Source organism: Marinobacter iranensis, from assembly GCF_029207565.1.
Classification (GTDB): domain Bacteria; phylum Pseudomonadota; class Gammaproteobacteria; order Pseudomonadales; family Oleiphilaceae; genus Marinobacter; species Marinobacter iranensis.
This window is the reverse complement of sequence record NZ_JANCMW010000001.1, coordinates 514,892-539,151: the sequence shown is the minus strand read 5'-3', so window position 1 is coordinate 539,151 and position 24,260 is coordinate 514,892. Positions and strand designations below refer to the sequence as shown.

18 protein-coding genes are annotated in these 24,260 nt (G+C 58.3%); 5 read left to right on the top strand and 13 right to left on the bottom strand.

From position 1 onward, the window contains the following. On the bottom strand, positions 1–1,347 hold the full coding sequence (locus NLU14_RS02540; RefSeq protein ID WP_275704592.1) for a Na(+)-translocating NADH-quinone reductase subunit A: 1,347 nt from the start codon (positions 1,345–1,347) through the stop codon (positions 1–3). A 354-nt stretch (positions 1,348–1,701) separates the two neighbouring features. After that, a complete protein-coding gene (locus tag NLU14_RS02535) occupies positions 1,702–3,171 on the bottom strand; it encodes a glyceraldehyde-3-phosphate dehydrogenase (protein WP_275704591.1) in 1,470 nt (489 codons plus the stop codon). 193 nt (positions 3,172–3,364) lie between these two features. Between NLU14_RS02535 and mfd the strand changes: the two genes are divergently transcribed. Both mfd and NLU14_RS02525 read left to right on the top strand, forming a co-directional pair. Continuing rightward, positions 3,365–6,874 carry a transcription-repair coupling factor gene (mfd, locus tag NLU14_RS02530; protein WP_275704590.1) on the top strand — a complete coding sequence of 1,170 codons (3,510 nt, stop codon included), beginning with the start codon at positions 3,365–3,367 and terminating at the stop codon, positions 6,872–6,874. Between the two features lie 74 nt (positions 6,875–6,948). After that, entirely contained in the window at positions 6,949–7,791 is an 843-nt protein-coding gene (locus NLU14_RS02525; protein WP_275704589.1) for a CsiV family protein, read from the top strand. Here NLU14_RS02525 and NLU14_RS02520 read toward each other — a convergent pair. From NLU14_RS02520 to NLU14_RS02500, 5 genes are read right to left on the bottom strand one after another with little or no spacing between them, the layout of a single operon-like run. Next, a complete protein-coding gene (locus NLU14_RS02520) occupies positions 7,772–8,554 on the bottom strand; it encodes an S-methyl-5'-thioinosine phosphorylase (RefSeq protein WP_275704588.1) in 783 nt (260 codons plus the stop codon). The two genes, NLU14_RS02525 and NLU14_RS02520, sit on opposite strands and share 20 nt — an antisense overlap. A 2-nt stretch (positions 8,555–8,556) precedes the next feature. Further along, positions 8,557–9,804 (bottom strand): mechanosensitive ion channel family protein, encoded by a 1,248-nt coding sequence (locus NLU14_RS02515; protein WP_275704587.1) that lies wholly within the window; start codon positions 9,802–9,804, stop codon positions 8,557–8,559. A 32-nt stretch (positions 9,805–9,836) separates the two neighbouring features. Then, positions 9,837–10,343 (bottom strand): L,D-transpeptidase, encoded by a 507-nt coding sequence (locus tag NLU14_RS02510; protein WP_275704586.1) that lies wholly within the window; start codon positions 10,341–10,343, stop codon positions 9,837–9,839. Positions 10,344–10,401: 58 nt separating this feature from the next. Beyond that, a complete protein-coding gene (locus NLU14_RS02505; RefSeq protein WP_275704585.1) occupies positions 10,402–11,076 on the bottom strand; it encodes a TetR/AcrR family transcriptional regulator in 675 nt (224 codons plus the stop codon). Between the two features lie 59 nt (positions 11,077–11,135). Beyond that, a complete protein-coding gene (locus NLU14_RS02500; protein ID WP_275704584.1) occupies positions 11,136–12,053 on the bottom strand; it encodes a hypothetical protein in 918 nt (305 codons plus the stop codon). A 218-nt stretch (positions 12,054–12,271) separates the two neighbouring features. Between NLU14_RS02500 and NLU14_RS02495 the strand changes: the two genes are divergently transcribed. Further along, entirely contained in the window at positions 12,272–12,886 is a 615-nt protein-coding gene (locus NLU14_RS02495) for a riboflavin synthase subunit alpha (RefSeq protein ID WP_275704583.1), read from the top strand. Here the strand turns inward: NLU14_RS02495 and NLU14_RS02490 are convergent. The 6 genes from NLU14_RS02490 to NLU14_RS02465 form a co-directional block, all read right to left on the bottom strand. Further along, a complete protein-coding gene (locus tag NLU14_RS02490) occupies positions 12,865–14,010 on the bottom strand; it encodes a class I SAM-dependent methyltransferase (RefSeq protein WP_275704582.1) in 1,146 nt (381 codons plus the stop codon). The genes NLU14_RS02495 and NLU14_RS02490 overlap by 22 nt on opposite strands. Positions 14,011–14,174: 164 nt before the next feature. Then, on the bottom strand, positions 14,175–15,026 hold the full coding sequence (locus NLU14_RS02485; RefSeq protein ID WP_275704581.1) for a UDP-2,3-diacylglucosamine diphosphatase: 852 nt from the start codon (positions 15,024–15,026) through the stop codon (positions 14,175–14,177). Between the two features lie 82 nt (positions 15,027–15,108). Then, on the bottom strand, positions 15,109–16,155 hold the full coding sequence (locus NLU14_RS02480; RefSeq protein ID WP_275704580.1) for a class I SAM-dependent methyltransferase: 1,047 nt from the start codon (positions 16,153–16,155) through the stop codon (positions 15,109–15,111). 107 nt (positions 16,156–16,262) lie between these two features. After that, entirely contained in the window at positions 16,263–16,436 is a 174-nt protein-coding gene (locus NLU14_RS02475; protein ID WP_275704579.1) for a hypothetical protein, read from the bottom strand. Between the two features lie 124 nt (positions 16,437–16,560). After that, complete coding sequence (gene can / locus NLU14_RS02470; RefSeq protein ID WP_275704577.1) at positions 16,561–17,238, bottom strand: carbonate dehydratase; 678 nt, start codon at positions 17,236–17,238, stop codon at positions 16,561–16,563. A 64-nt stretch (positions 17,239–17,302) separates the two neighbouring features. Beyond that, on the bottom strand, positions 17,303–22,189 hold the full coding sequence (locus tag NLU14_RS02465) for an NAD-glutamate dehydrogenase (RefSeq protein WP_275704576.1): 4,887 nt from the start codon (positions 22,187–22,189) through the stop codon (positions 17,303–17,305). Positions 22,190–22,333: 144 nt separating this feature from the next. Here NLU14_RS02465 and NLU14_RS02460 point away from each other — a divergent pair, with 144 nt between their 5' ends. Both NLU14_RS02460 and NLU14_RS02455 read left to right on the top strand, forming a co-directional pair. Then, a complete protein-coding gene (locus NLU14_RS02460; protein WP_275704575.1) occupies positions 22,334–23,296 on the top strand; it encodes an AAA family ATPase in 963 nt (320 codons plus the stop codon). Positions 23,297–23,307: 11 nt separating this feature from the next. Next, positions 23,308–24,252 (top strand): DUF58 domain-containing protein, encoded by a 945-nt coding sequence (locus NLU14_RS02455; RefSeq protein ID WP_275704574.1) that lies wholly within the window; start codon positions 23,308–23,310, stop codon positions 24,250–24,252. The last annotated feature ends 8 nt before the right edge of the window (positions 24,253–24,260 follow it).

The following is a 24,260-nucleotide window of genomic DNA, read 5'->3' as shown; positions in this document are numbered from 1 at the left end:
TTAGCCCTCGATCTCGATTCGGGTCAGGTTCTCACGGAGAATCGGACCGTATTCGTATTTGCCCGGGCACACGAAGGTACACAGTGCCAGATCTTCTTCATCCAACTCCAAAGCACCCAGCTTTTGTGCCATCTCAGTGTCACCCACGATTAAAGACCGCAACAACTGGGTCGGCAGAATGTCCAGTGGCATGATCTTTTCGTAAACACCCACCGGCACCATCGCCCGCTCACTGCCGTTGGTCGTGGTGGTCATATCGAACCGTTTGCCGCCGACCAGTTTGGACAGATAGATGTTCATAATCGAGAACTTGTTGGCTCCCGGTGAAAGCCAGCCCATAAACTCTCGTTTGTTGCCCTCTTCCAGGATCGAGATCTGGTTGGCAAAGCGACCGAGGTAGTTGCACGGTCCGTCACCACGACGACCACCAAATACTGAACCGGAAATCCTGCGAACCTCGCAATCGGTGGCAATTTCGCCCTCCAGAAGTTCTGTAAGATTAGCGCCGATACGGGTACGAAGCAGGCGCGGCTTCAGCGCCTTCGGACCACCAACGGCGACGATCCGGTCTACCGAAAGCTCCCCGGTTTCAAACAGCCTGGCAATGTCGATCACTTCCTGGTAGCCGATACTCCACACCACCTTGTCACCTGCAATCGGATCAAGGTAGTGAATATGAGTACCAACATTGCCCGCAGGATGAACACCGTCAAACTGCTGCACTTCCACTTTGTCGTCGGACGGGACCGGCACGTCGGAACCGGGCTTGCCGGTTACAAATACCTTGCCATTCGTGAGCTTGGAGATAATCTTCAGACCCTGCTCAAAGGCTGCGCCATTTTCACGAACGATGACCGTTGGGTCCGCTGCCAGCGGATTGGTATCCATCACTGACACAAAAATGGAATGCGGTGCCGTATCGATGGCAGGCACCTTGCTGTAGGGACGGGTCTTGAAGGTCGTCCACAACCCGGATTCCACCAGGTTATCGACAACCTGCTGGCGCTCCAGGCCGGCGATATCGGAAGCGTTGTAGCGCGCAAAGGTTTCAGCGTCATCACCATCAATTTCGATAACAATCGACTGAAACACGCGGCGCTCACCGCGGTTGATTTCCTTGACTACACCGGCGGCCGGTGAAGTATAACGAACGCCTTCGGTCTTCTTGTCCGTAAACAGCAGCGTGCCGCGCTTTACACGGTCCCCTTCTTTCACAGCCATCGTCGGCTTCATGCCGATATAGTCAAAACCGATCAATGCCACATGGCGAACGGGTTTGCCGTCTGTAATGGTCTGTTCAGGAGCGCCGCTGATGGGAAGATCCAGGCCTTTTTTGATATTGATCATTAGCCTCATCCAATCATCAGAAACTGTTCGATGGATTTTAACGTCCGACGCCCGCCGTCCGGGCATTCCAGTCCGGTCGGAACCGGATGGCAATGCCAGAGCAACGGACCCACCAGGGTCATTCACATTCCGGGCATCCGGTTACAGGAAAGCGATGGGAAGCGGGAGTCAGACGTACCCAAAATCGCGCCAATTATAGAGATTAAGGAATACTATTTCCACCAGAAACCCTGCGGAGTTTGTGCCTTAACGTAAAGAGAGGATGGTTTACAGGGACCCAAAAAGAAACCCCGGCCGCAAAAACGACCGGGGTTTCACTCTGGCTCGGACCAGCCCTAAGCTTTCAGCCAGCCGTCAACCTCGAACCCGTTTCGGGAAGATCGGGTAGGTAACACCTGCCATCTGATTCACCACACGGATAACCTGGGCGCTGTAACCAGCTTCATTGTCGTACCACACATACAGGATCAGACGCTTGCCATTGGCAATGGTTGCCTGGGCATCCACGATTCCGGCATGCCTGGAACCAACAAAGTCGGTGGAGACCACTTCCGGTGAGTTGACAAAATCGATCTGCTTCTGCAACTCCGAGTGCAGCGCCATATCGCGAAGGTATTCGTTCACGCCGTCAACCGATACCTCTTTTGACAGGTTCAGGTTGAGTATGGCCATGGACACGTTCGGCGTCGGCACCCGGATGGCATTACCCGAGAGCTTGCCCTTCAGCTCCGGCAGTGCCTTGGCAACGGCCTTCGCGGCACCTGTTTCAGTGATAACCATATTTAGCGGAGCACTGCGACCACGGCGACTGCCCTTGTGATAGTTATCGATCAGGTTCTGGTCGTTGGTATAGGAATGAACCGTCTCGACATGGCCATCCTCGATAACGTATTCGTCATGGATAGCCTTGAGTACCGGCGTGATGGCATTGGTGGTACAGGAGGCAGCGGACAGGATTCTGTCGTCGCTGGTAATCCAGTCGTTGTTGATGCCATGGACGATGTTCTTGATATCACCCTTACCCGGCGCCGTCAGCAAGACGCGGCTGACACCTTTCGATTTCAGGTGCAGGCCAAGGCCGGCCTCGTCGCGCCAGATACCGGTGTTGTCGATCACGATCGCATTGTTGATGCCGTACTGGGTATAATCCACCTGGTCGGGACCCGGGGAATAGATCACCTTGATGAAATTACCGTTGGCAATCAGTGCAGAGTGCTCTGCGTCCACGGTAATCGTGCCGTTAAAGGGACCGTGAACAGAGTCGCGGCGCAGCAGGCTGGCACGCTTTTCCAGGTCGTTGTCGGCACCCCCCTGGCGGACAACAATAGCACGCAGGCGGAGGTTGTTGCCGCCACCGGCCTTTTCAATCAGGATGCGGGCAAGCAGCCGACCGATCCGGCCAAAACCGTACAGCACAACGTCCTTGGTGTCGTTTTCAGCGTCTTCTTCGGACTGCGTCTGGTACTGCCCGACAATTGGCCCGATTTCGCGCTTGAGGAAGTCCTCGAGTGAACCGCCCTCTTCCTTGAACTTCACGGCAAGCTTGCCAATGTCGACGTGGCCACGCCCCAGGTCCATTTTGTCCATCGCCTGCAGAATCGGGAGGGTATTGTGGACCGACAGCTCACTGTCTTCAACCTGGCGCACAAAGCGATGCGCACGAATGATGTCGATGACCGACTGGTTAATAATGGACCGACCATACACGGACGTGACCACATTGTTTTTACGGTAGAGGCGACCGATCAGCGGAATCATGGCTTCCGCGGTGGATTCTCTTTCCGTCCAGTTAGACAGGTGCTGGTTGATCTGTTCGTGACTCACGCTTGAACCTCTGCAGTTGGAACCTGGAAAATTGGGCGCACATTATCCAACGTTATCACCCAGACAGCAAATACGGTCGACCGTTTCAATGTGGTAATCCGGCCCGGCCGCCATGACAGCACAACCTCTGGCCGGTAGAATACGCGCCTCGTAGTTGCCCGGCCTCACTATATTCAGGAGTAATACCCGACCCATGACGCAAGGTGCCTCCCATTCCGACAGACATCCCGTGCTGGTGGCACCTGCTGCGCCGGCTAAAGCTGCGGATCATCGCACCTGGGGGCAATTGCATGGCAGCAGCGATGCCCTGGCCATCTGCGAGAGCGCAAAAGCGCATAACGGCCTGACGCTGGTCATCACCCGCAGTACCGAGGAAGCCATCCGTCTCGAGCAGTCCATGCGCTTTTACCTGGGCCTGCCCACTGATGAAGACGAGCCAGCCATCACGCCCGACGGGCTTGAACTGTTGTCGCTGCCGGACTGGGAAACCCTGCCCTACGACCTGTTTTCGCCGCACCAGGACATTACCTCCCGTCGAATCCGGGCGCTGCATCGCCTGCCTGGCACCAGCCACGGCGTTCTGGTGGTGCCGGCCCGAACCCTCATGCACCGACTGCCACCGGTCAGTTACCTGCAGGGAAACACACTGTTGCTGGAAGTGGGCCAGTCACTGGATATCGACAACTGGCGCATGCAGTTGGAATCCGCTGGCTATCGTCATGCGGACAATGTTTATGAACACGGCGAATACGCGGTTCGCGGCGCTATCCTCGATATATTCCCGATGGGCGCCACCCGGCCCTACCGGATCGATCTGTTTGATGACGAAATTGAAACGTTGCGAACCTTTGACCCGGAAACCCAGCGCTCCATCGACCGCATCGGGAAAATTGAACTGCTGCCCGCCAACGAGTTTCCCTGGCATAAGGAAGCCCGCTCCGGATTCCGCAACCGCTGGTTCGAGCAGTTCCCCCACGCCGACAAAAATGCGCCGATCTATCAGGACGTCACCCACGGCATTACGCCTCCGGGAATCGAATACTACCTGCCGCTGTTCTTCGAGCAGACCGCAACCCTGTTTGACTACCTGCCGGGCGAAACACTGGTGTTCACGGCCTCCGGCCTTAACGAAGCGGCAGAGCACTTTGACGCCGAAACCCGCACCCGCTACGAGGAGCGGCGCCATGACCGGATGCGCCCTATCCTGCCGCCAGCACAGCTGTTCCTGCAACAGGATGAGCTGTTTGGCCAGCTCAAGGGTTTTCCACGGGTCACGCTTGCCACTGAAACCACTGACTCCGCTGGCGGCAGCAACTGCCCCACGGAGGTATTGCCCGACGTATCCATGGACGGCCGTGCCGCAGACCCCGCCGGCCGCCTTAAACGCTTTGTCAGTGAGTTCCATGGCCGGATCCTGATCTGTGCGGAATCGTCCGGCCGGCGCGAGGCGCTGATAGAGAACCTGGCCGACCACGGCCTCAAGCTGTCGACACTGGAGAACTGGCAGGCCTTCGTTGGGGACCCGGACGTCACCCTTGGCATCACCGTTGCTCCGATGGAATACGGCCTGCTGCTACCAGAGCACCATATTGCACTGATAACGGAAACAGCCCTGTTTGGCGAACGGGTGCTACAGCGCCGACGCCGGGAGAAACCCACCGAGGTGGACGATTCCGGCTACCGGGACCTGTCCGAGCTGCGTATCGGCGCCCCGGTCGTCCACATTGACCACGGTGTGGGTCGTTATCAGGGCCTGGAAACCATCACCGTCGAGGGCGAAGCGAGCGAATTCCTGATGCTGGAATACGCCGGCGGCTCGAAACTCTATGTGCCGGTATCCAGCCTGCACCTGATTTCCCGCTATACCGGTTCGGACACCGACCACGCGCCCCTGCACAAGCTTGGAACCGACCGTTGGAGCAACGCCAAGCAGAAGGCACTGGAGAAAATCCGCGACACCGCAGCCGAGCTGCTGGACGTCTACGCCCGCCGGGAAGCACGCAAGGGGTTCTCGTTTGAAGACCCCCAGGAAGCCTACCGCGCCTTCGCAGCCGGCTTCCCCTTCGAAGAAACCCCGGACCAGCAGGCCGCCATCGAAGCCGTCTTCGAAGATATGGTCAGTGACAAGCCCATGGACCGTCTGGTCTGCGGCGATGTCGGTTTCGGTAAGACCGAGGTCGCCATGCGCGCCGCGTTCATGGCCACCTACTCCGGCAAGCAGGTGGCGGTACTGGTGCCCACAACCCTGCTGGCGCAGCAACACTACGAGTCCTTCCGTGACCGCTTCTCGGACACCGCCGTCAATGTAGAGCTGCTCAGCCGCTTCCGCAGCGGCGGACAGACGAGCAAAGCCCTGGCGGCGATCGAAGCCGGCAAGGCCGACATTGTGATCGGTACCCACAAGCTGCTCCAGGGCGACATCAAGTTCAAGAACCTGGGGCTGGTGATCATCGATGAAGAGCACCGGTTCGGTGTGCAGCAGAAAGAACGCCTGAAAGCACTGCGCGCCGAAGTCGACATGCTGAACCTGACCGCGACGCCGATTCCCCGGACCCTCAATATGGCCATGGGGCATCTGCGGGACCTGTCCATCATCGCCACCCCGCCGGCCCGGCGCCTGTCGGTGAAAACCTTCGTCCGCCAGCGGGACGAGGCCATGGTCAAGGAAGCCATCCTGCGGGAAGTGCTGCGCGGCGGCCAGGTGTATTTCCTGCACAATGACGTTGCCACCATTGAGAAAACCGCCGAGGACCTGCGCCGGCTGATTCCCGAGGCCCGGGTGGGTGTCGCCCATGGCCAGATGCGCGAGCGTGATCTGGAACAGATCATGTCGGACTTCTACCACAAGCGCTTCAACGTCCTGGTCTGTACCACCATTATTGAAACCGGCATCGACATTCCCAGTGCCAACACCATCATCATCGAACGCGCGGACAAATTCGGGCTGGCCCAATTGCATCAGCTCCGTGGCCGCGTGGGGCGCTCCCACCACCAGGCGTATGCCTATCTGCTGACACCACCACCAAGGTCCATAACAGCGGATGCGAAGAAACGCCTGGAAGCCATCTCGGAAGCGCAGGACCTGGGTGCCGGCTTCATGCTGGCTACCCACGATCTCGAAATCCGGGGCGCCGGGGAGTTGCTGGGAGAAGAACAGAGCGGCCAGATCGAAAGCATCGGTTTCACACTCTACATGCAGTTGCTGGATGAAGCCGTACAGGCGATACGTGAGGGTCGAACCCCCAATGCCGAACTGCCACTGAGCCATGGCACGGAGATGAACCTTCGCATACCGGCGCTAATTCCGGACGATTACCTGCCCGATGTCCACAATCGGCTGATGCTGTACAAGCGGATTGCCAGTGTGAGCGACAAGGCGGGATTAAAAGAACTTCAGGTTGAGATGATCGACCGCTTCGGATTATTACCGGAACCGGCCAAGAACCTGATTCGCCAGTCGGAGCTCAGGATTCGCGCCGAAGCCCTGGGAATCGTAAAGGTTGACGCAGGAAAGGAATGGGCCCGGCTTGAATTCGGCAGCTCCACGCCGGTGGACCCGCTGGTTCTGGTTAAAAAAGTGCAATCCTCCCCAGACCAGTATCGCCTGGAAGGCGCCAACAGTTTCCGTTTCCGGCTGAAGGATACCTCAACCAGTGGTAAACTCGACGGCATTTCCGACATGCTGGGGCAACTGACCTCCTGATGCACACGGTTCAGCGCCCCTTGATGATCAACAGGAACATTGGAGCAAAGCCCTTGCGAACGCCTGGTAACCTATTGCGCGGAAGACCCGTCTTCATTCTTGCGGCCCTGCTGGCCTTCTCGCCCTGGGTGACCGCCCAGGAGCCTGCCGAAGCGCCCACCGCTGGCGCCCCCGAAGAGCAGAGTAGTAGTAACGTGTCTCCGCAATCGGAGGCACCCCGTGAAGACTACTACCGGGCGGAATTCGTGATACTCGAACGCAAAGTCGATCCCGCCGACGTCAACGAGAAAATGGCCAGCCGGGTTCCTGAGCCGCCCGACCCGGACATCACAGAAATCCTCCGGGCCGTGGACCGCAATGGCGTGGTCGAGACCACACGCAAGCTGGTCTCCCGCGACCAGCTATACCTGAGCTCAGCCGCCAACCGCCTGGAAAACAGCGGGCGATTCCGGATACTGCTGGCCACAGGCTGGTATCAGTCCTTCCCGCCCAACTTTGAGGGCGAACCACTACGAGTTGCTATTGGGGACTGGTTGCCCGACGCCGGGCACCGTGAGGTGGAAGGCCATATCACCATCGACCGGCAGCGCTACCTCCATGTGGGTGTACACCTGAACCACTGGGAACCACTGCCCGACAAGGAGATCATGCAGGCTTCGGGGACAGTTGATTCCCAAGGCGATGCGACTGTCTCAGCGGATGAAGAAGCTGAACAAACACAGGACACACTGGCGAACATCGCCGAGGGCGGAGACATACAGGGAACGAATCAGCCTGAGCTGTCTGGAGAAGCCTGGCCAAAGGCACAACTGGTGACCTGGATACGGGAGACCCGCCGAATGCGCAGCGAGGAAGTCCATTTCCTGGACTCCCCCACCATCGGCGTACTGGTTTTCTTCAAGAAGATCGAGCAGTAAGCGCGCCCAAACCGCCCATGGATATCTCGAGGATCCGCCTGACGCCAGACATCCCCTGGCCGATGGCGGCCTCGATCTCTTCCATCGTAATAATGTGATCGGACTTGCCGGCAGCGCGGTTCACCACCAGCGCCAGGCACACGTAATTCATCTTCAGTTCCGCCGCCAGCGCAGCCTCCGGCATACCTGTCATGCCCACCAGGTCGCAGCCATCCCGCTCCAAGCGGAGCACCTCTGCTGCGGTTTCCAGTCTTGGGCCCTGCGTTGCGCCGTATACACCGAAATCCGAGAATGGGAGCCCCTCGGCGCGGGCTGCATCAATCAACAACGCGCGGGCTTCGCTGGAATATGGAAAGGTAAAGTCAATGTGGGTGGTTTCTTCCAGGTCTCCCTCAAAAAACGTACTCGCCCGCCCCCAGGTGTAATCAATAATCTGATCAGGGATCACGATATGGGCCGGGCCCATGTCAGCATGAATACCACCCACGGCATTGACGCCGACAACCGTACGAACGCCCATCTCGTAGAGAGCGTGAAGATTCGCCCGGTAGTTAACCTGGTGCGGAGGGATACGGTGTGGATTGCCATGGCGTGACAGGAACACCACCGGCTGGTCGCCGAGCAGCCCTTCCACCAATGACGATGACGGTTCACCCCAGGGGGTGTTTACCGGCCGTTCCCCGGTGAGTTCAAGACCGGACAGGGTTGTAAGCCCGGTGCCTCCGATGATGCCAACCGGGGGATGATTGCTGGAAGTTCCCATAACTAGTCCCCCGTTGCCTCTTCGCTGTCACCCCGGGTTTCCGAGGAATACGTGCTACCGGAGGCCGGAGCGCGTCCACTTTCTTCCGCGTGGTCCGAAGCTCCGGACTCATCGCTTTCGCCTGCCGCCTTCCGATTCTCGTCGGCAGCAACACGAACACCCCCTGGCAAATGAAGTGTGCGCGTGGGGAAGGCAACTTCGGCCCCGTGATTTTCGATGATTTCACTGATCCTAAGCAGTACATCCTGCTTGACCTCATGGAACCGCACCCACTCGATGGTCTTGGTGAAGGTGTAGACCATGATATCCAGCGAAGACGCGTTGAAAGCGAGGAAGTTCACAATAAGGGTCTGGTCCTGGTCGATATCTTCATGGTTCTCCAGCATCGACCGGATGTCAGCCACGATCTCCGCCATCCCGCTGACATCCGCGTAACGTATACCGATGGTTTCAGAGATACGACGATTGAGCATGCGCGAGGGGTTTTCGACCGCGATCGTGGTAAAGGCGGCGTTCGGCACATAAAGCGGACGCTTGTCGAAGGTCCGTACGGTGGTCAGGCGCCAGCCAATGTGCTCGACGACACCCTCGATATTCCTGTCCGGGGAGCGAACCCAGTCACCCACCTTGAACGGGCGGTCGAGATGGATAATAAAGCCACCGAAAAAGTTTGCCAGCAAATCCTTGGCGGCAAAGCCCACGGCGATACCGCCAACACCACCGAACGCCAGCACACCGGATATGCTGTAGCCAAGCGACTGCATGGCGATCAGTATTGCAGTAATAATGACCACAGCCCGGGACAGCTTGCTGACGGCGTTTACCGTAGTGTAGTCCATGGGCTTTTTCATTTTCAGGGGCGAGGCCAGTATTTCCTCCCCCTGTTTAATCAGCCGCAGCAGGGTCCATACCAGCAACCAGACGAAGCCGAGCTGCAGCAGGGTATCGTTAACGGAGAATAATTCGGACTCTGAATAGCGATGAGCCACCTCGGCAGCCCAATACACCCCCTGCAACCAGACAAAACCCACCACCGGCTTCCGGGCTGCATGGAGCAAAGCGTCATCCCAGAGGTTGCTGGTTTTCTGGAACCGACGCTCGGCGACCCCCACAATGAAACTGGCTATATAGGCAACCAGCGCCGTACCGGCCACCAGGGCGAAGACCACAAGCCCAACGCGCCAGCTTTCCGACAGCAGGCTCCAGTCCTGTATCCAGGAATTGACTATGGAAGGCGCTTCTTCAATCATCGGTTCCCTCTACTCAATGGCGACCGCTAATCCTAACGTATGGTGACAGGCATGCCGGGTGAGACCCGACCATACAGGTCAACAACGTCTTTATTTCTCATGCGTATACAGCCATGGGAGCGTGGAACACCCATGGGTTCGGTATCTGGTGTGCCGTGAATGTATATGAAGCGGCGAAAACTATCGACCCCGGGGCCACGATTTTTCCCGGACTCAAGCCCGCACAGCCACAGGATTCTTGACAGGATCCAGTCACGCTCGGGAAACTTCCGCGACAGAGCGTCAGAATACACTTCGCCGGTGGGCCTACGGGCAACAAATACGGAGTTAAGGGGAACCCCGCCACCAACCATTGCCCGTACATAGTGCCGGCCTCTTGGAGTACAGCCACTGCTTTGGCGCTCACCCGGGCCATTCAGGGCCGTTGAAACAGGATAGGAGAGAGGAGTGGACGCGCCATCCGGAAACAGGGTCAGCGTTTGCGTATCGAGGCTGATCTCGATTCCGGGAACGGGCGTCGAAACAGGATCACTTGGCATGCGGTGTCAGGCTCCCGGCGGACAAACCAAACCGGAAGCCTAACCGAGAGTAGGCAATTCAGGCAACAGAGGTTTTATGGGGCGGTGGCACCAGCATGGTGTCTTCAGCTTGCATTCCCGCAGCGAGGAACGGCACCAGGCGCGCCGCAATTTCCTGAACTGTGGTTTCCACACCCAACTTGTTTTGCAGAATATCCTGCAATGCATCACTGCTGGACATGGTGAATGCAGTGGCGCCCAGCATAAACTGTATCCGCCAGTAACGATCCACCGCCGACAGTTGCGGTGTCGCCTCTTTCAGCAGGCGCATAAAGCGGCTGAATGGCTGGCTATACTCCTGCTCAAGGAACTTGCGAAGGTGGCCCTGGGACTGCGTGTAAGCCAGGCCGAGCAAACGCATGAATATGGAAATGCCTTTCTCATTGCGCTGGGGCATGCGTACCGCACTTTCGGTCAGCGCCCACAGGGTCTGGTTCAGCGTTGGTGGCTCGCCGTCACATCGCGCTTCAAGGTCGTCAAACGCATCCTCCAGTGTGGCGGAGAACGGTGTAAGAAAGCGGGCAAACACCGCATGGATCAGGGCGTTTTTAGAACCAAAGTGGTAATTGACAGCAGCAAGATTTACCTTAGCCTTACTGGTAATCATGCGAAGGGAAGTTTCAGAAAACCCACGCTCGGCGAAGAGCTCTTCCGCTGCATCAAGAATCCGGTCAACCGTATCAGACTGAGCCATGTGTTATCAGTGCCTCTAGCAAACGTCTGTTTGAAACATACGTTTGACCGGCAGCGATGTCAAGCTCTGTTCCCGGGTTCGGCAGCCACCGAAGACCAGCCCTTGTCGATTGCCTGCTGATGGCCCTCGAAGAAAGCCTGTTGTGCCCGGGAGTAAGCTTTCTCTGCTTCCAGCAGATAGATCAGGTAAAGGCGGATATGTTCCCGGCGGCTCATGTTGCGTGCCAGCACCCGGCGCTCGGAAAGGGCCAGTAGCTCGCTGAAGCGGGGCGCTTTGAGAACGGAATTGAACTCGCCCATGCGCGCGCATTGCCACACCAGCCCCTCTTTGCCCTCCAGGTGCTCAATATGCTTACGCGCATCGCGAAGCAGTCGCTGACGGCGGATGACAAGGTCCAGATAGGAGGGCCGCGACGTGTACAGCCGACGAATGCCCGGCACACCCAATAGCAGGATAATCACAAAGGCGCCAAAGCCGCCGCCGGCAATCCAGGCCGGCACAAAACCGGTCATGCCACTCAGAAAGACAATCGCTGCCAGGAGCGCACAGAAAAGCCAGGCGTCGCGATTGCGGCGGGCCGCAGAGAGCGAGTAATTGTCCGGCCAGTCTGGCAGGGCAAGAAGTTCGAAATCTAACAGCAATACGCGATCGCATTGACGCAACATCAGGCGGAGTTTGCGTTGCCGGGATTCAGCCAGGGTTTTCTCGATATCCTGCGGTTCATCGCCGCTGGCAGGCTGTTCACTGGCTGAGGCGTCCTCAGTACCCTGTTCATCATTCCCGGACGGCGCGCCCTGCCCCTCACGACCCTGCCCCTCACGATGGGGAACGGCGGGAGCAGCCGGGTCGGTAGCGATGCCCCGGCCCCCTTCTCCCGCATTGGGATGAGGATCCGCCGGGCGCCCCCTGCGCAGCAAGGGTTCTCCGGCACCCGCGGTATCGATAGTCTGCTGGCGTGTGCTCTCGTTCTCTGCCATGGCTGCTTACCCGTCAATATATCCCGGGGCAACACCCTCAAGTCTGCACCCGCCCTGATAGTATATCGGCCACCCGCACGGATCCTTGAGTGAAAACGGCACAACCGTACCCGTCTGTGTGACTTGGCTGCGTGGCTTGGCAGAGCCCCGTGGGATCGCTATCCTTGGCCCATCCAGTGTGGTCGGAACCGGCCGCAGACACTACCCGAGGTTGATACATGTTTACAGGTATTGTTCAGGGTGTTGCCATCGTTGACAACATCTCCACCGCGCCGGGGCTGAGCAGTTTCAGCATTCGCTTTCCGGAACAACAGGTTCACCATGTCACTACAGGCGCATCGGTTTCCATCGACGGTACCTGCCTGACGGTAACACGGCAGGAAGGTCGCAACCTCTACTTTGATGCCATGCAGGAAACACTGCGCCTGACCACCCTTGGCGACCTGAAACCCGGCGACCGGGTGAACTTCGAGCGGGCTGCGCGGATCGGTGACGAGATTGGGGGCCACCTTCTTTCCGGCCACGTTCACACGACGGCGGATATCGTGGCAATTGACCAGCCCGAGAACAACTGCACCATCGAATTCCAGGTACCGCAGGCCTGGGCCCGCTACATTTTCCCCAAGGGCTACATCGCCATCAACGGCGCCAGCCTGACCATCGGGGAGGTCAACGACAACCGCTTTAACGTGCACCTGATCCCGGAGACGTTGCGCGCCACTACCTTCGCCGATGCAGGTGTGGGTGACCGGGTGAATATCGAAATCGACAGTCAGACCCAAACCATTGTCGATACCCTGGCGCGCATGGGTTACGGCCGGCCGGCTCCCTGAGCACGGGCCTCAAACACTACGAATTTCGGATCTGCATCGAGCTGACGCACCTGCGAAAAGTAACGCCTGAGACTGCGGTGATACCCCAGGTGCCGGTTCCCCACCATCAGCATTCGGCCATCTGGCGACAGGTGGCGGGCGGCTTGCTGGAACAGTTGCAGGGCGATGTGGTCGCCCACCACCCCACCCTCATGAAACGGCGGATTCAGCAATACCAGGTCAAAGCGGCCGGCACCGCCCGGAACGCCATCACTGTGATGAAAGCTCGCCACGGCGTCCGGAAAGGCAGTCATAACGTTGTGGCGCGCACTGGCCACAGCCTGGCTGGACACGTCCGCATACATCACTTCCAGCACCGGCTTGCGCGCCAGGGCGCACAAGCCGAGCACTCCATTCCCGCAGGCCAGGTCCAATACCCGTGCCACAGGCGGAAGCTCGGCAACCGCCCGCTTGATGGCCGGCAGCAGCAATCGCGAACCGATATCAAGCTTTTCCCTGGCGAACACGGCCGGCATGCCCGCCACTTCGTAGTGGGTCGACGGCAACCCATAGCCCTGCCATAAATCCGTCCAGCCTCTTAACGTCTGCCTCCCGGGGCCGGCGACAATCACCCTGGATTTCTTGCGCGCGGGACAGACCTCCCGGGTGTGAACCAACTCCCCGAAGATCGCGGCGCTACGGGAGGGCAGGTGCTTGATCATACCGCCGGCAATAAGAGTACCCCCTGGCGTCAGGATACTGTTCACCCAACGCAAGAGGCACGCCAGGTAATCCAGTTGCCTGGGAATACGCATGATCACCAGATCAAACGGCCCTTCCGGTGGTGCCAGCCAATTCAACGGTGCAGGAACATTCACCCCTGGCAAGGCATTGGTATCAAGGGATTCGGTGAGGGTGCGGCTGTCTGCAAAAGAGAGCGGAGAGAATTTCGCCAGCCCGAGGGTCAGGGCCCCGAACTGGTCATCGATGATCAATACCTGCGGGTGGCTTTCCGGAGTACAACGTTCGCAGGCCTGCTCCAGCAACTGCTCATCAGCAGCATCCCAGGCGCGTAACGAGCGGCCTCCACCGGGGCGTTTCAGGGACATGGCACCACCGCTGAATTCCAGAACATCGCTTGTCATTTCAGGCATCCGCTTCTTCTCTATCCAAAGTGCGGACATTCTAGGCTGATTACTCTAGAAATTAACCCTACTCTGATGGAACGATTTCAGGTTGCACCTCTTGTTGTGGTCGCAAACCTTCTTGCCCCTTACCCCAGGGGCTTTTTTTCGTCCCGGGAAAAGCACTACTTCGGCGCTGCGTTGATACTTTCGATAAACGCCGGCGACAACACGTCGATGACGGGCCGCTGGCCACCGGTGAACTCCGGGGCCGGTTGCAAAGGCTCCGAGGCAATAATACCCGGCTGTTCCGACCAGTGCAGGATAGCCAGCTTGCCGTCATACTGCTCCACCAACGCTGTGCAATGCTCCACCCAGTCGCCGTCATTACAGTAGAGGCCTTCCTGGCTGCGAAGGAATCCGGCGGAATGGATATGCCCGCAGATAAACCCGTCATAGTGTCCACGTTCCGCGGCGGTGAGGGCAGCAAGCTCAAAGCGGCGAATAAATGAGCGGGCCTTGCCGATACGGCTTTTCACCCAGGCCGCCAGTGACCAATAGGGTTTGCGGCGCAACCGCCGCCAGGCATTAAACCAGCGGTTGAGGCGCAGCAGCAGCCCGTGCGCCCTGTCTCCTACCAGCAGCATCAGCGGGCTGCACCGCACAACCTGGTCAAACTGGTCGCCGTGGCACACCACAAACCGACGGCCGTCCGCTGTGGTATGGATGGCTTTCTGCTTCAGCTCGATACCGGCCAGGGTCTGGCCGCAGAAGTGCCGCAGGAACTCATCATGATTACCGGGCACATACACCACCCGCGTTCCGGACGCGGCGATGGCCATGAATCGTCGCACCACCGCCTGGTGGCTTGCCGGGAAATGCACCCGACGCTGCATGGCAATCAGGTCGACAATATCCCCCACCAGGTACAGGGTGTCGCAGCTGACGTTATCAAGAAAATCCAGAAGGTAATCCGCCTGGCAATCGGCTGACCCCAGGTGAACATCGGAAATGAAAACGCTCCGGTACTGATGCATCGGCTTCCCCCACCGGCCTGTTCAAGGATTACCCGTACCTTGTGCGATGGGAATGACGACCGTATGACAGCCCTGCGACAGTTCAGTGACGCCGCGCGGACCAGACAGTGAAGCGCCTGTCAGCGGCGAGCGCCCTGACGGGGCCGACATGGCGTCGGATCAGCGCCTCGTAGGGAAGGAAGCTGTTCGCCACCAGACGCAATTCCCCGCCAGGCTCCAGGTGCCTTGCCACGTCCCGCAGGAACTGCTCGGTCATTGATGTATCAGTACGGATACCCGTGTGGAACGGTGGGTTGGTAATAACCGTCGCATAGCGCCCCTCAACGGCGGATAGCCCGTCAGAGGCCACAATAACACCATCCACCGATACGGCCTGGTATGTGGCACGGGCGCAGGTCACTGCCTGGGATTGCACGTCCACCCCATCGACGGGGGTGACAGCCTGGCCGGTGGCCCGCTGGTGCAACTGCACCCAGGCACCCATAACGCCGGCTCCGCAGGCGAAGTCCAGCACCCGTCCCATGGCAACGGGCGAGTCAGCCAGGGTTTCCAGCAACATGGCAGTGCCGCCATCGAGCTCGCCATCACTGAAAATACCGGGCAGGCCGGCCACCTCGAAACGGATTCCCGCACATTCAACGGTGTGCCACTGCAGCCAGCGGCTAACATCGAAGACTGGCAACGGCTGCAGGTTGTCCGCCCGCCAAACCTGACAATGGCGGGCACTGTCGGCCTTGACGGCCTGGGGCAACAACGCCCGAAGCTGCTTCACCGCGCCGGCAATGCCCTCCTTTTTTTCGCCCACCAGGATAAGTCGTGCACCCTCTGCCGCCAGCCACAGCGCCAGCTCCAATCTCAGGGACAACTCCGCCCGGGCTTTGGGAAGAAAAACCACCAGCGTATCGGCCATGCCCGGCGCCAGGCCAGGATCATCATAACCAAAGGCAGAGACCCAGCCACTGGCGGCTTGCACCTGCTGGTAGATACCGAGGTGTTCGGTAACCGCCAGTCCTTTTCCGGACAACACAGGAAGTAGACCGGAATCCGCTACGCCGATAACCGCCAGGCGGCCACGCAACAGGTCCTGATTTTTCAGCAGCGCTTCATGGGAGTTGGGAAGTACAGGCATTGGTCAGAGTATCCCGGTCGTCATTTCAGGCGGGATACTCTAACCGGAATAGGGCCCGGAGTCTCGGCCGGGCCACCACAAACCGGAGCGTTCCGGTTTGTGGTGAATTACTTGTACCGTGCGACCGTATTGGCTCGCAACGCGTCTTCCGGTGACATACCCCAGTCTTCGGAGGGTGCGGACTGCGTCGTTGTTTCACTGGCACGGCGACGGGCCTGTGCGGATTGCGTCGTCTTGCGCTGGCTCATGGCACTGAGCGCTTTCTGTACGATCTCTCGCATGGTTAACCTCCTGGCTTGTTGCAACGTCATTGTAACAACCAGCCAGGCACCGAACTGTGATGACGACGGGGGTCAGAAAGTGACGCCCGTCACGAATAATTGACACAATTTGACATCATTTGTGTCACTTTTTTTGGCGCCCCGACCGAACCGGCCGCAACACCAACTCGTCCACACTGTTCTGTTTGACGGCCTCGCGATCGGCGTCCGAACTTATGGACAACCCCATGTCCCGCAAGATGCCATCCGCCACGTCGTAGACGAACCCGTGCACCGTCAGGGTCTGCCCTCGGCGCCAGGCTTCCTGAACGATGTTGTTCTGGCAAACGTGCCCCACCTGTTCAACAACGTTCAGTTCACACAACCGGTCCACACGGTCCTGATCCGATGCAACGCCATCAAGCACCTCCTGATACTTGTCACGAACGTCCTGAACGTGTCTCAGCCAGTTCGAAATCAGCCCAAAACCCTCATTGTGCAGGGCAGCCCTGACGCCACCGCAGCCATAGTGGCCAACCACCAGGATGTGCTTGACCTTGAGCACGTCAATGGCGAACTGCAGCACTGACAGACAGTTAAAGTCGGTGTGTACCACTACATTGGCCACATTGCGGTGCACGAACAGCTCACCGGGCATCAGGTCGACAATCTGGTTGGCCGGAACCCGGCTGTCCGCACAGCCTATCCAGAGATACTCCGGCGCTTGCTGGTTGGACAAGCGGGTAAAGAATTGCGGGTCCTGGCTTTTGATGTTATCAGCCCAGGCCCTGTTTTTTTCCAGCAAATTATCAAGCTGCCCCATCAAACTTCTCCCTGCTAATCAACGTTGCCGGAATTGAACGGCAATCAGCATCATAAAGCAATCATCAACTGGTCTGAGTCTGTGCTTCATCGTGATGTTCATGCATGGTGGTCTGGGCCAGATCCAGCAGCTCACGCAGGGCAACAGAGAACATCGCGTATTCCGGCTCACGCACACCCTTGAGTTCCGCCAGCATGGATTTCCAGCGCGTGATCATGGCGTTATGCCGCTCCATCCAGCCCTCAACGGCGCTGCTCACATCGCCCGGCTTACCCGCCAGCTTGAGCACGCCGGTGGTCAGCGCGCGCTGTTGCCAATCCAGGTCTTCACGGAAGCTCTCCCTTGCCAGGGCTTGCCAGTGAGAAGCGGGCACCAATGCAGCTATCGCGTTGGCAAACCAGTTCAGGTCCAGTTTGTCACCAAGATCATAATAGAGGTTGGCAACCGTTTTCAGCGGCATGCCGGTAGCCTCTCGGGCCTCAATGATGCCAAGGGAGGAGTACAGATAGCTGGTACCAGAAACCACAGAGGCCAGTTCAGCGGGCAAGCCTGATTCGACCAGTTCGTCGTGGCGCTTTTTCCAGTCGGCGCAGGCCTGATCCCCGAGATAGTCCGGCAGATCAGCGGTGATCTTCCAGACACTGTCGGCAAAGCGTTCCATATGGCTCTGGATGCCAAGCTCTCCACGGCGATTACGCAGCAACCAGCGGACAGCGCGACGAACCAGCCGCATCAGGTCGCCCATCAGTTCCATCTGCAATTTGGCGGGTATGAAATAATCCAGGTACTCGATCTTGTCCCACCAGGTATCCAGGCGGAAAACATCGCGGGCGATGATCCATGCCAGCGAAATCGACGCGGCATCAGCCCCGGTTGACTGTTTCAACCGCTCCACAAAGGTAATACCCATGTGATTAACCATGTCGTTGGCAATCTGGGTTGCGATGATCTCCCGGCGCAACTGGTGCTCGCCCAGTTCCCTGGAGAATTTACGGGTCATGTCCTGGGGAAATACCTTGTACATTTCCCCGGCCAGCAAGGGCTCGTCCGGCAGGCTGCTGTCAATCAGGGTCTGCTTCAGGTCGCCCTTGACGTAGGAAATCAGTACCGAAAGTTCCGGACGAGTCAGCCCCTTCTTGTCCAGTTTGCGCTCGGACAGGGTTTCGTCGTCCGGCAGGAACTCCAGGCTGCGATTGAGCTTGCCCTCGCTTTCCATATTGTTCATCAGCCGACGATACTCTTCATGGCGAGTAACGGCTTCAACACTAGCAATACTGATGGCCTGGGTTTGCCGGTAATTGTTCTTCAGCACCAGGGCAGCCACATCATCCGTCATTTCCTCCAGCATGATGTTGCGCTGCTTATCAGTCAGATCCCCCATGGCAACAGCATGGTTCAACAGGATCTTTATATTTACTTCGTGGTCCGAGCAATCCACACCGCCGGAGTTGTCGATGAAGTCGGTATTGAGCCGGCCGCCACGCAGCGCAAACTCAATGCGCCCAAACTGCGTCAGGCCCAGGTTACCGCCTTCACCGACGATCTTGCAGCGAAGTTCGGAGCCGTTGATGCGAACCGCATCGTTGGCTTTGTCTCCGACATCGCCATGGGACTCATTCTGCCCCTTCACGTAGGTACCAATGCCACCTACCCAGAGCAGATCCGCCTGAGCTTTCAGGATGTGGGTAATCAGCATGTTGGGCGGAACCCGGTCTGACTTGATCCCCAGCAGCTTCTTCATCTCCGGGCTGACCGGAATCGACTTGGCGCTACGACTGAATACACCGCCACCTTTCGAGATCAGGCTGGTGTCGTAGTCGGTCCATGACGAGCGCGGCAGTTCGAACAAACGCTTGCGTTCCTTGTAGCTCTTGGCGGCATCCGGCGTTGGGTCGATGAAGATGTGAATATGGTTGAAAGCCGCCACAAGCCTGGTTTTTTCCGAGGAAAGCAGGCCATTGCCAAAGACGTCACCAGCCATGTCACCGATACCAATGGCGGTGAATTCATCCAGAGCGGGGTTGATCCCCAGCTCGCGGAAATGGCGCTCAACAGAGACCCAGGCACCGCGGGCGGTAATGCCCATTTTCTTGTGGTCATAGCCATTGCTGCCACCGGAAGCAAAGGCGTCCCCCATCCAGAAGCCATACTCCGCTGCCAGGCCATTGGCTATGTCCGAGAAGGTTGCGGTACCCTTGTCCGCGGCAACAACGAGATAATGGTCGTCATCGTCGTGACGGATAACCGCTCCCGGTGGCTGGATGCCCCCATCTACAAGGTTGTCGGTAATATCCAGCAGGCCCCGGATGAAGGTTTTGTAGGCTTCGATACCCTCCGCCTGGAAGGCTTCACGGTCCGACATGTCCGGCAACCGCTTGGCCACAAAACCGCCCTTGGCACCAACGGGCACAATAACGGCGTTCTTGACCTGCTGCGCTTTCACCAGCCCGAGGATTTCAGTGCGGTAGTCCTCGAACCGGTCGGACCAGCGCAGGCCGCCACGAGCCACCTTGCCGCCTCGCAGATGCACGCCTTCAACCCTTGGCGAATAGACGAAGATCTCGAACATGGGCAGCGGCAGTGGCATATCCGGGATATGGGAAGGATCAAACTTCACACTGATGTATGGTTTGGTCTTGCCTTCCCCGTCGGGCTGGTAATAGTTAGTGCGTAATGTGGCCTGCATCAGCTCCAGGAACAGGCGCAGCACCCGGTCCTCACTAAGGTTCTCCACCTCATCAAGGCCGGCATTGAACTCAATCTCCAGCTTTTGCTGCGCAGCGGCACTTTTACCCTCACTCTGGTACCGCTCGGGATTGAAGCGAACCTCGAAGAACTCCAGCAGCAGACGTGTCAGGTCCACATGGTTAACCAGGGTATTGGAGATAAAGGTCTGACTGTTGGAGAAACGGATCTGGCGCATGTAACGGGCGTAGGTCCGCAACAGGGCAATCTCCCGCCAGCTCATGTAGGAGGACAGCAGCAACCGGTTGAAGGCATCGTTCTCGGCATCCCCGTACCACACCCGACGGAACAGGTCCTCGAAGATGGGCCGGATACGGTGAATATCCACCACCTTTCCGCTATGGGCCTGCAAGGTGAAGTCATGTATCCAGACCGTCTTGCCCCGGCGATCACTGACCTCAAAGGGGTGTTCGCCAATCACCCGGAAACCCAGGTTGTCAAAGATTGGCATCACGTCTGACAGCGGCAACGGCTCATCCGGGTAAAAGAGCTTGAAGTGCAGCGTGCTCTCCTCTTCTTCGAGAGCCCGGTAAAAACTCATGGTGAGGTGTTTCTCGTTGGCCGCACCGGAGATATGCTCGAGGTCAATCGCCGCTCGCCTGGGCGAGAACATGTCCTTGTAGCTGGCCGGGAAGCCTGCCGAATAGAGGCGAAACATCTCGTTGCCCTGCTCTTCGCCATAGGCTTCGTGCAGCGCCTCCAGCAGCCCGTCACGCCAGGACTGCGCGAGATCTATGACTTTCTCGCGAATTTCCGATATCGGCAACTGACGGTTTTCCACCTGGGGTACACGAATCGTGAACTGCACACGCGCCAACACGGATTCGGAGAAATGAGTAACAAATTCAATATCCTCGGCTTCGAGCGCGTCCTGCAACACCTGCTCCACCCTCAGACGCAGTTCCGTGTTGTAGATATCCCGCGGGAAGAACGCCAGGCAGGTCACGAACTGGCCATACACGTCCTCCCGCATGAACAGCTCAATCCGACGACGCTCCTGAATGTAAAGGATGCTCTTGGCGACAGACAGCAGCTCGCCGGGCTCGATCTGGAACAGTTCGTCCCTGGGATACACCGTTAGAATCTGGTCCAGCTCCTTACCGGCGTAATCATCACGCAGGAACCCTGAACGCCGCATAACGGTCTGGAACTTGCGCCGCAGCAGGGGAATCTCATCCGGGCGCTCGTTGTATACCCGAGAGGTATACAGACCCAGGAAACGGCGCTCACCCACCACTTCGCCCTTGCTGTTAAACTTCTTGACGGCGATATAATCCGGATACGCAGGACGGTGCACTCGCGAACGCTGGGCCGATTTGGCGAAGATGAAAATATCATCGGTACGGGTCATTTCGTGGCGGGTGCGTTGGGGCAATTCGTTCAACCTGACCTTGTCCGGGCGCTCATTGTTGACCCGCAGGATACCCAGCTCGGAATTCTCTACACGGCGGACCACCAGCCCGCTCTTGTCCTTGGCAAAATCGTATTCGTCATAGCCCAGGAAGGTGAAGTGGTCCTTTACCAGCCATTCCAGAAACGCCTTGGCCTCTTCCTTGCTCTCCTCGTCGATTCCCGCCGTGGTGTCATCCAGTTCGCGGCTGATTTCGTTGACTTTTTCGGTCACTATCGGAAAATCACTGACCGCTATGCGCACCTCGTGAAGGATGGTTTGCAACACCTCCTCCAGCGACCTCAGATCCTCCGGGCTGCTGTGGCGGTCGATTTCCAGGACAATCAACGCTTCGTAACTGGCGTTAGCGGACTTCTTCTTGGGAGGGTGCAGCTTTTTAAACTTTCCCTGTGTATCCCGCTCCACCTGAAGTATGGAGTGTTGTATGGAGTGGGTGCCAATCTCACGCTGGTTGATCGCTATCCGCAGGGAATCGATCAGGAACGGCATGTTCGGGTGAAGAATGAAAATGACGGTGTGGGTCGACTGCCAGCCGTCACTTTCCAGGTCCGGATTGAATACAGACACGGGGGTTTCTTCGGCAGAACGCTTCTGGAGAAATTGCCAGGCCGCCAGTATGGCTCCGTAGGTGTCGGCAAACCTTCGACTTACAAGCTCTTCGAGAGGAATGTGTGCATAATGCTGCTTTGCGAATTCACTGATCTTTTTCGCTTCGGTTTTCGCTATTTTTTCAGCGAAAGCTTCGTCCAGCTGTTGGAAAAACTGTTCCTTGCTGGCGATCGTCAGCGCATTCATAGTCGACCTCTGTGAGTGTGAAATAAACGTAATCGGTGTACCGTCACATAAGCATAGTCAAAGCCTTGATTTTTGCCCCACAGATGCGAAAACTGCGGCAACTACTTACGCGAACCATCCCTGCAGTAGGAGTGAACATCCCCCATGGCATTACAGCATACGTTTGGAGAGCTCAGGTCTCAGTTAGCAAAACGGATAATCGGCCAGGAAAAGCTGGTGGATCGTTTGCTGATTGCCCTGTTGGCTGATGGTCACCTGTTGGTGGAAGGCGCTCCCGGCCTGGCAAAAACCACCGCCATCAAAGCCCTCGCCGATCACCTCGACGGTGACTTTCACCGCATCCAGTTCACCCCTGACCTGCTTCCGTCCGACGTCACCGGCAGTGAAATCTATCGCGCCGAAACCGGTCAGTTCGAATTCCAGCACGGGCCAATCTTCCACAACCTGGTACTGGCCGATGAAATCAACCGGGCGCCCGCCAAGGTGCAATCGGCCCTGTTGGAGGCCATGGGGGAACGCCAGGTGAGTGTCGGCATGCGCACCTTCCCGCTGGACCGTCTGTTCATGGTGATGGCAACACAGAATCCCATCGAGCAGGAAGGCACCTATCCCCTCCCGGAAGCCCAGCTCGACCGGTTCCTGATGCATGTGGTGATCGACTATCCGTCGGCAACAGCCGAGAAGGCGATTCTTCACCTGGCGCGCAACGACTATCGACGCGGACAGGCCGCCGCCGAAGTCCGTCTGACGGCGGACCAGGTTTTCGAGGCACGGCATGCGGTGTCAGACATCTACATGTCAGAGCCCGTCGAGCAATACCTGCTGGCCCTGGTGCTTGCCACCCGGGACCCGGCCTCCCTGGACCCGGAACTGGCCCGCTGGACCGCCTTTGGTGCCAGCCCGCGGGGTACTATTGCGCTGGATCGTTGCGCCCGCGCCATGGCCTGGCTGGAGGGGCGGGATTACGTCAGCCCGGACGACATCCGCAACATCGCCTTTGACGTGCTCAGGCACCGCATCCTGCTGACATTCGAAGCGGAAGCCGAAGGCCTGACTGCCGATGCCATCATCCAGCGCCTGATCGACCGTGTTCCGGTAACCGCCTGATCCCTGTGACCATGACACCAGCCGAACCAGCTACCCACATCTCCCTTTCGGGCCTTATTCGCCTGCAGGCGGACGCCCGTGCACTGAAGTTGCCGGCGGCCCGGCCGGTCAGGTCCCGGCAGGCCGGCCTGCAACGCTCACCCCGCCGTGGACGGGGTATGGCGTTTGCGGAAGTGCGTCAGTATCAGCCCGGGGATGATATTCGCAGTATCGACTGGCGGGTGACGGCGCGGCGACAATCACCCCATACCAAACTTTATGAAGAGGAGCGCGAGCGGCCGGTACTCCTGCTGTGCGATCTGGGCCCCTCGCTGTTTTTTGCCAGCACTGGCGCCTACAAACAGGTACGCTGTGCCCAGCTTGCCGGAATCCTGGCCTGGCTCGCGCTCTGGTCTGGAGACCAGGTCGGAGGTATCGTGTTCAATGGCGATGAACTGACAGTACAACGGCCGGCCCGGCGCAAGAAATCGGTGCTCCAACTCCTTGATACCGTGGCAAGACAACAGCGGAGCACCCGCGACTCGAAATCGCCGCAAGGCGCCAATGCCGGAACGGCCAACCTGGATACAGCCCTCCAGGAAGCACGCCGGGTAGCACACACAGGCAGCCGTATTTTTGTCATCAGCGACTTCCTGACCATTACCGGAGACACCTCGCGGCTGCTCGGCTCACTGGCCCGTCACAACACTGTCAGCGCCCTGAGGGTCATCGACCCGCTGGAGCTGAAGTTGCCTGACAGCGGCCGCTTCGCCATTGCCGGAGAAGACGGGCCGGTATGGTTTGATAGCAGTAACCCCCGTTTCCAGCGGGCGTACGCGGAGAAGGTCCGCCAGCACACGGAAGCGCTTGAAGAATGTTTCCGCACGGCGGGGGTACAACCCGCCAGTGTGATGACCGGTGACCAGCCCGCCCTGACATTACAGACTTTACTTGGCCCCCGTGGTCATATCGGATGACAGGACCC

Bases quoted from the DNA above. Each gene is read 5' to 3' on its own strand.
- NLU14_RS02540 (WP_275704592.1), bottom strand. From the start codon at position 1,347: ATGATCAATATCAAAAAAGGCCTGGATCTTCCCATCAGCGGCGCTCCT.
- mfd (WP_275704590.1), top strand. From the start codon at position 3,365: ATGACGCAAGGTGCCTCCCATTCCGACAGACATCCCGTGCTGGTGGCA.
- NLU14_RS02520 (WP_275704588.1), bottom strand. From the start codon at position 8,554: ATGGGAACTTCCAGCAATCATCCCCCGGTTGGCATCATCGGAGGCACC.
- NLU14_RS02515 (WP_275704587.1), bottom strand. From the start codon at position 9,804: ATGATTGAAGAAGCGCCTTCCATAGTCAATTCCTGGATACAGGACTGG.
- NLU14_RS02510 (WP_275704586.1), bottom strand. From the start codon at position 10,343: ATGCCAAGTGATCCTGTTTCGACGCCCGTTCCCGGAATCGAGATCAGC.
- NLU14_RS02505 (WP_275704585.1), bottom strand. From the start codon at position 11,076: ATGGCTCAGTCTGATACGGTTGACCGGATTCTTGATGCAGCGGAAGAG.
- NLU14_RS02500 (WP_275704584.1), bottom strand. From the start codon at position 12,053: ATGGCAGAGAACGAGAGCACACGCCAGCAGACTATCGATACCGCGGGT.
- NLU14_RS02495 (WP_275704583.1), top strand. From the start codon at position 12,272: ATGTTTACAGGTATTGTTCAGGGTGTTGCCATCGTTGACAACATCTCC.
- NLU14_RS02490 (WP_275704582.1), bottom strand. From the start codon at position 14,010: ATGACAAGCGATGTTCTGGAATTCAGCGGTGGTGCCATGTCCCTGAAA.
- NLU14_RS02485 (WP_275704581.1), bottom strand. From the start codon at position 15,026: ATGCATCAGTACCGGAGCGTTTTCATTTCCGATGTTCACCTGGGGTCA.
- NLU14_RS02480 (WP_275704580.1), bottom strand. From the start codon at position 16,155: ATGCCTGTACTTCCCAACTCCCATGAAGCGCTGCTGAAAAATCAGGAC.
- NLU14_RS02475 (WP_275704579.1), bottom strand. From the start codon at position 16,436: ATGCGAGAGATCGTACAGAAAGCGCTCAGTGCCATGAGCCAGCGCAAG.
- can (WP_275704577.1), bottom strand. From the start codon at position 17,238: ATGGGGCAGCTTGATAATTTGCTGGAAAAAAACAGGGCCTGGGCTGAT.
- NLU14_RS02465 (WP_275704576.1), bottom strand. From the start codon at position 22,189: ATGAATGCGCTGACGATCGCCAGCAAGGAACAGTTTTTCCAACAGCTG.
- NLU14_RS02460 (WP_275704575.1), top strand. From the start codon at position 22,334: ATGGCATTACAGCATACGTTTGGAGAGCTCAGGTCTCAGTTAGCAAAA.
- NLU14_RS02455 (WP_275704574.1), top strand. From the start codon at position 23,308: ATGACACCAGCCGAACCAGCTACCCACATCTCCCTTTCGGGCCTTATT.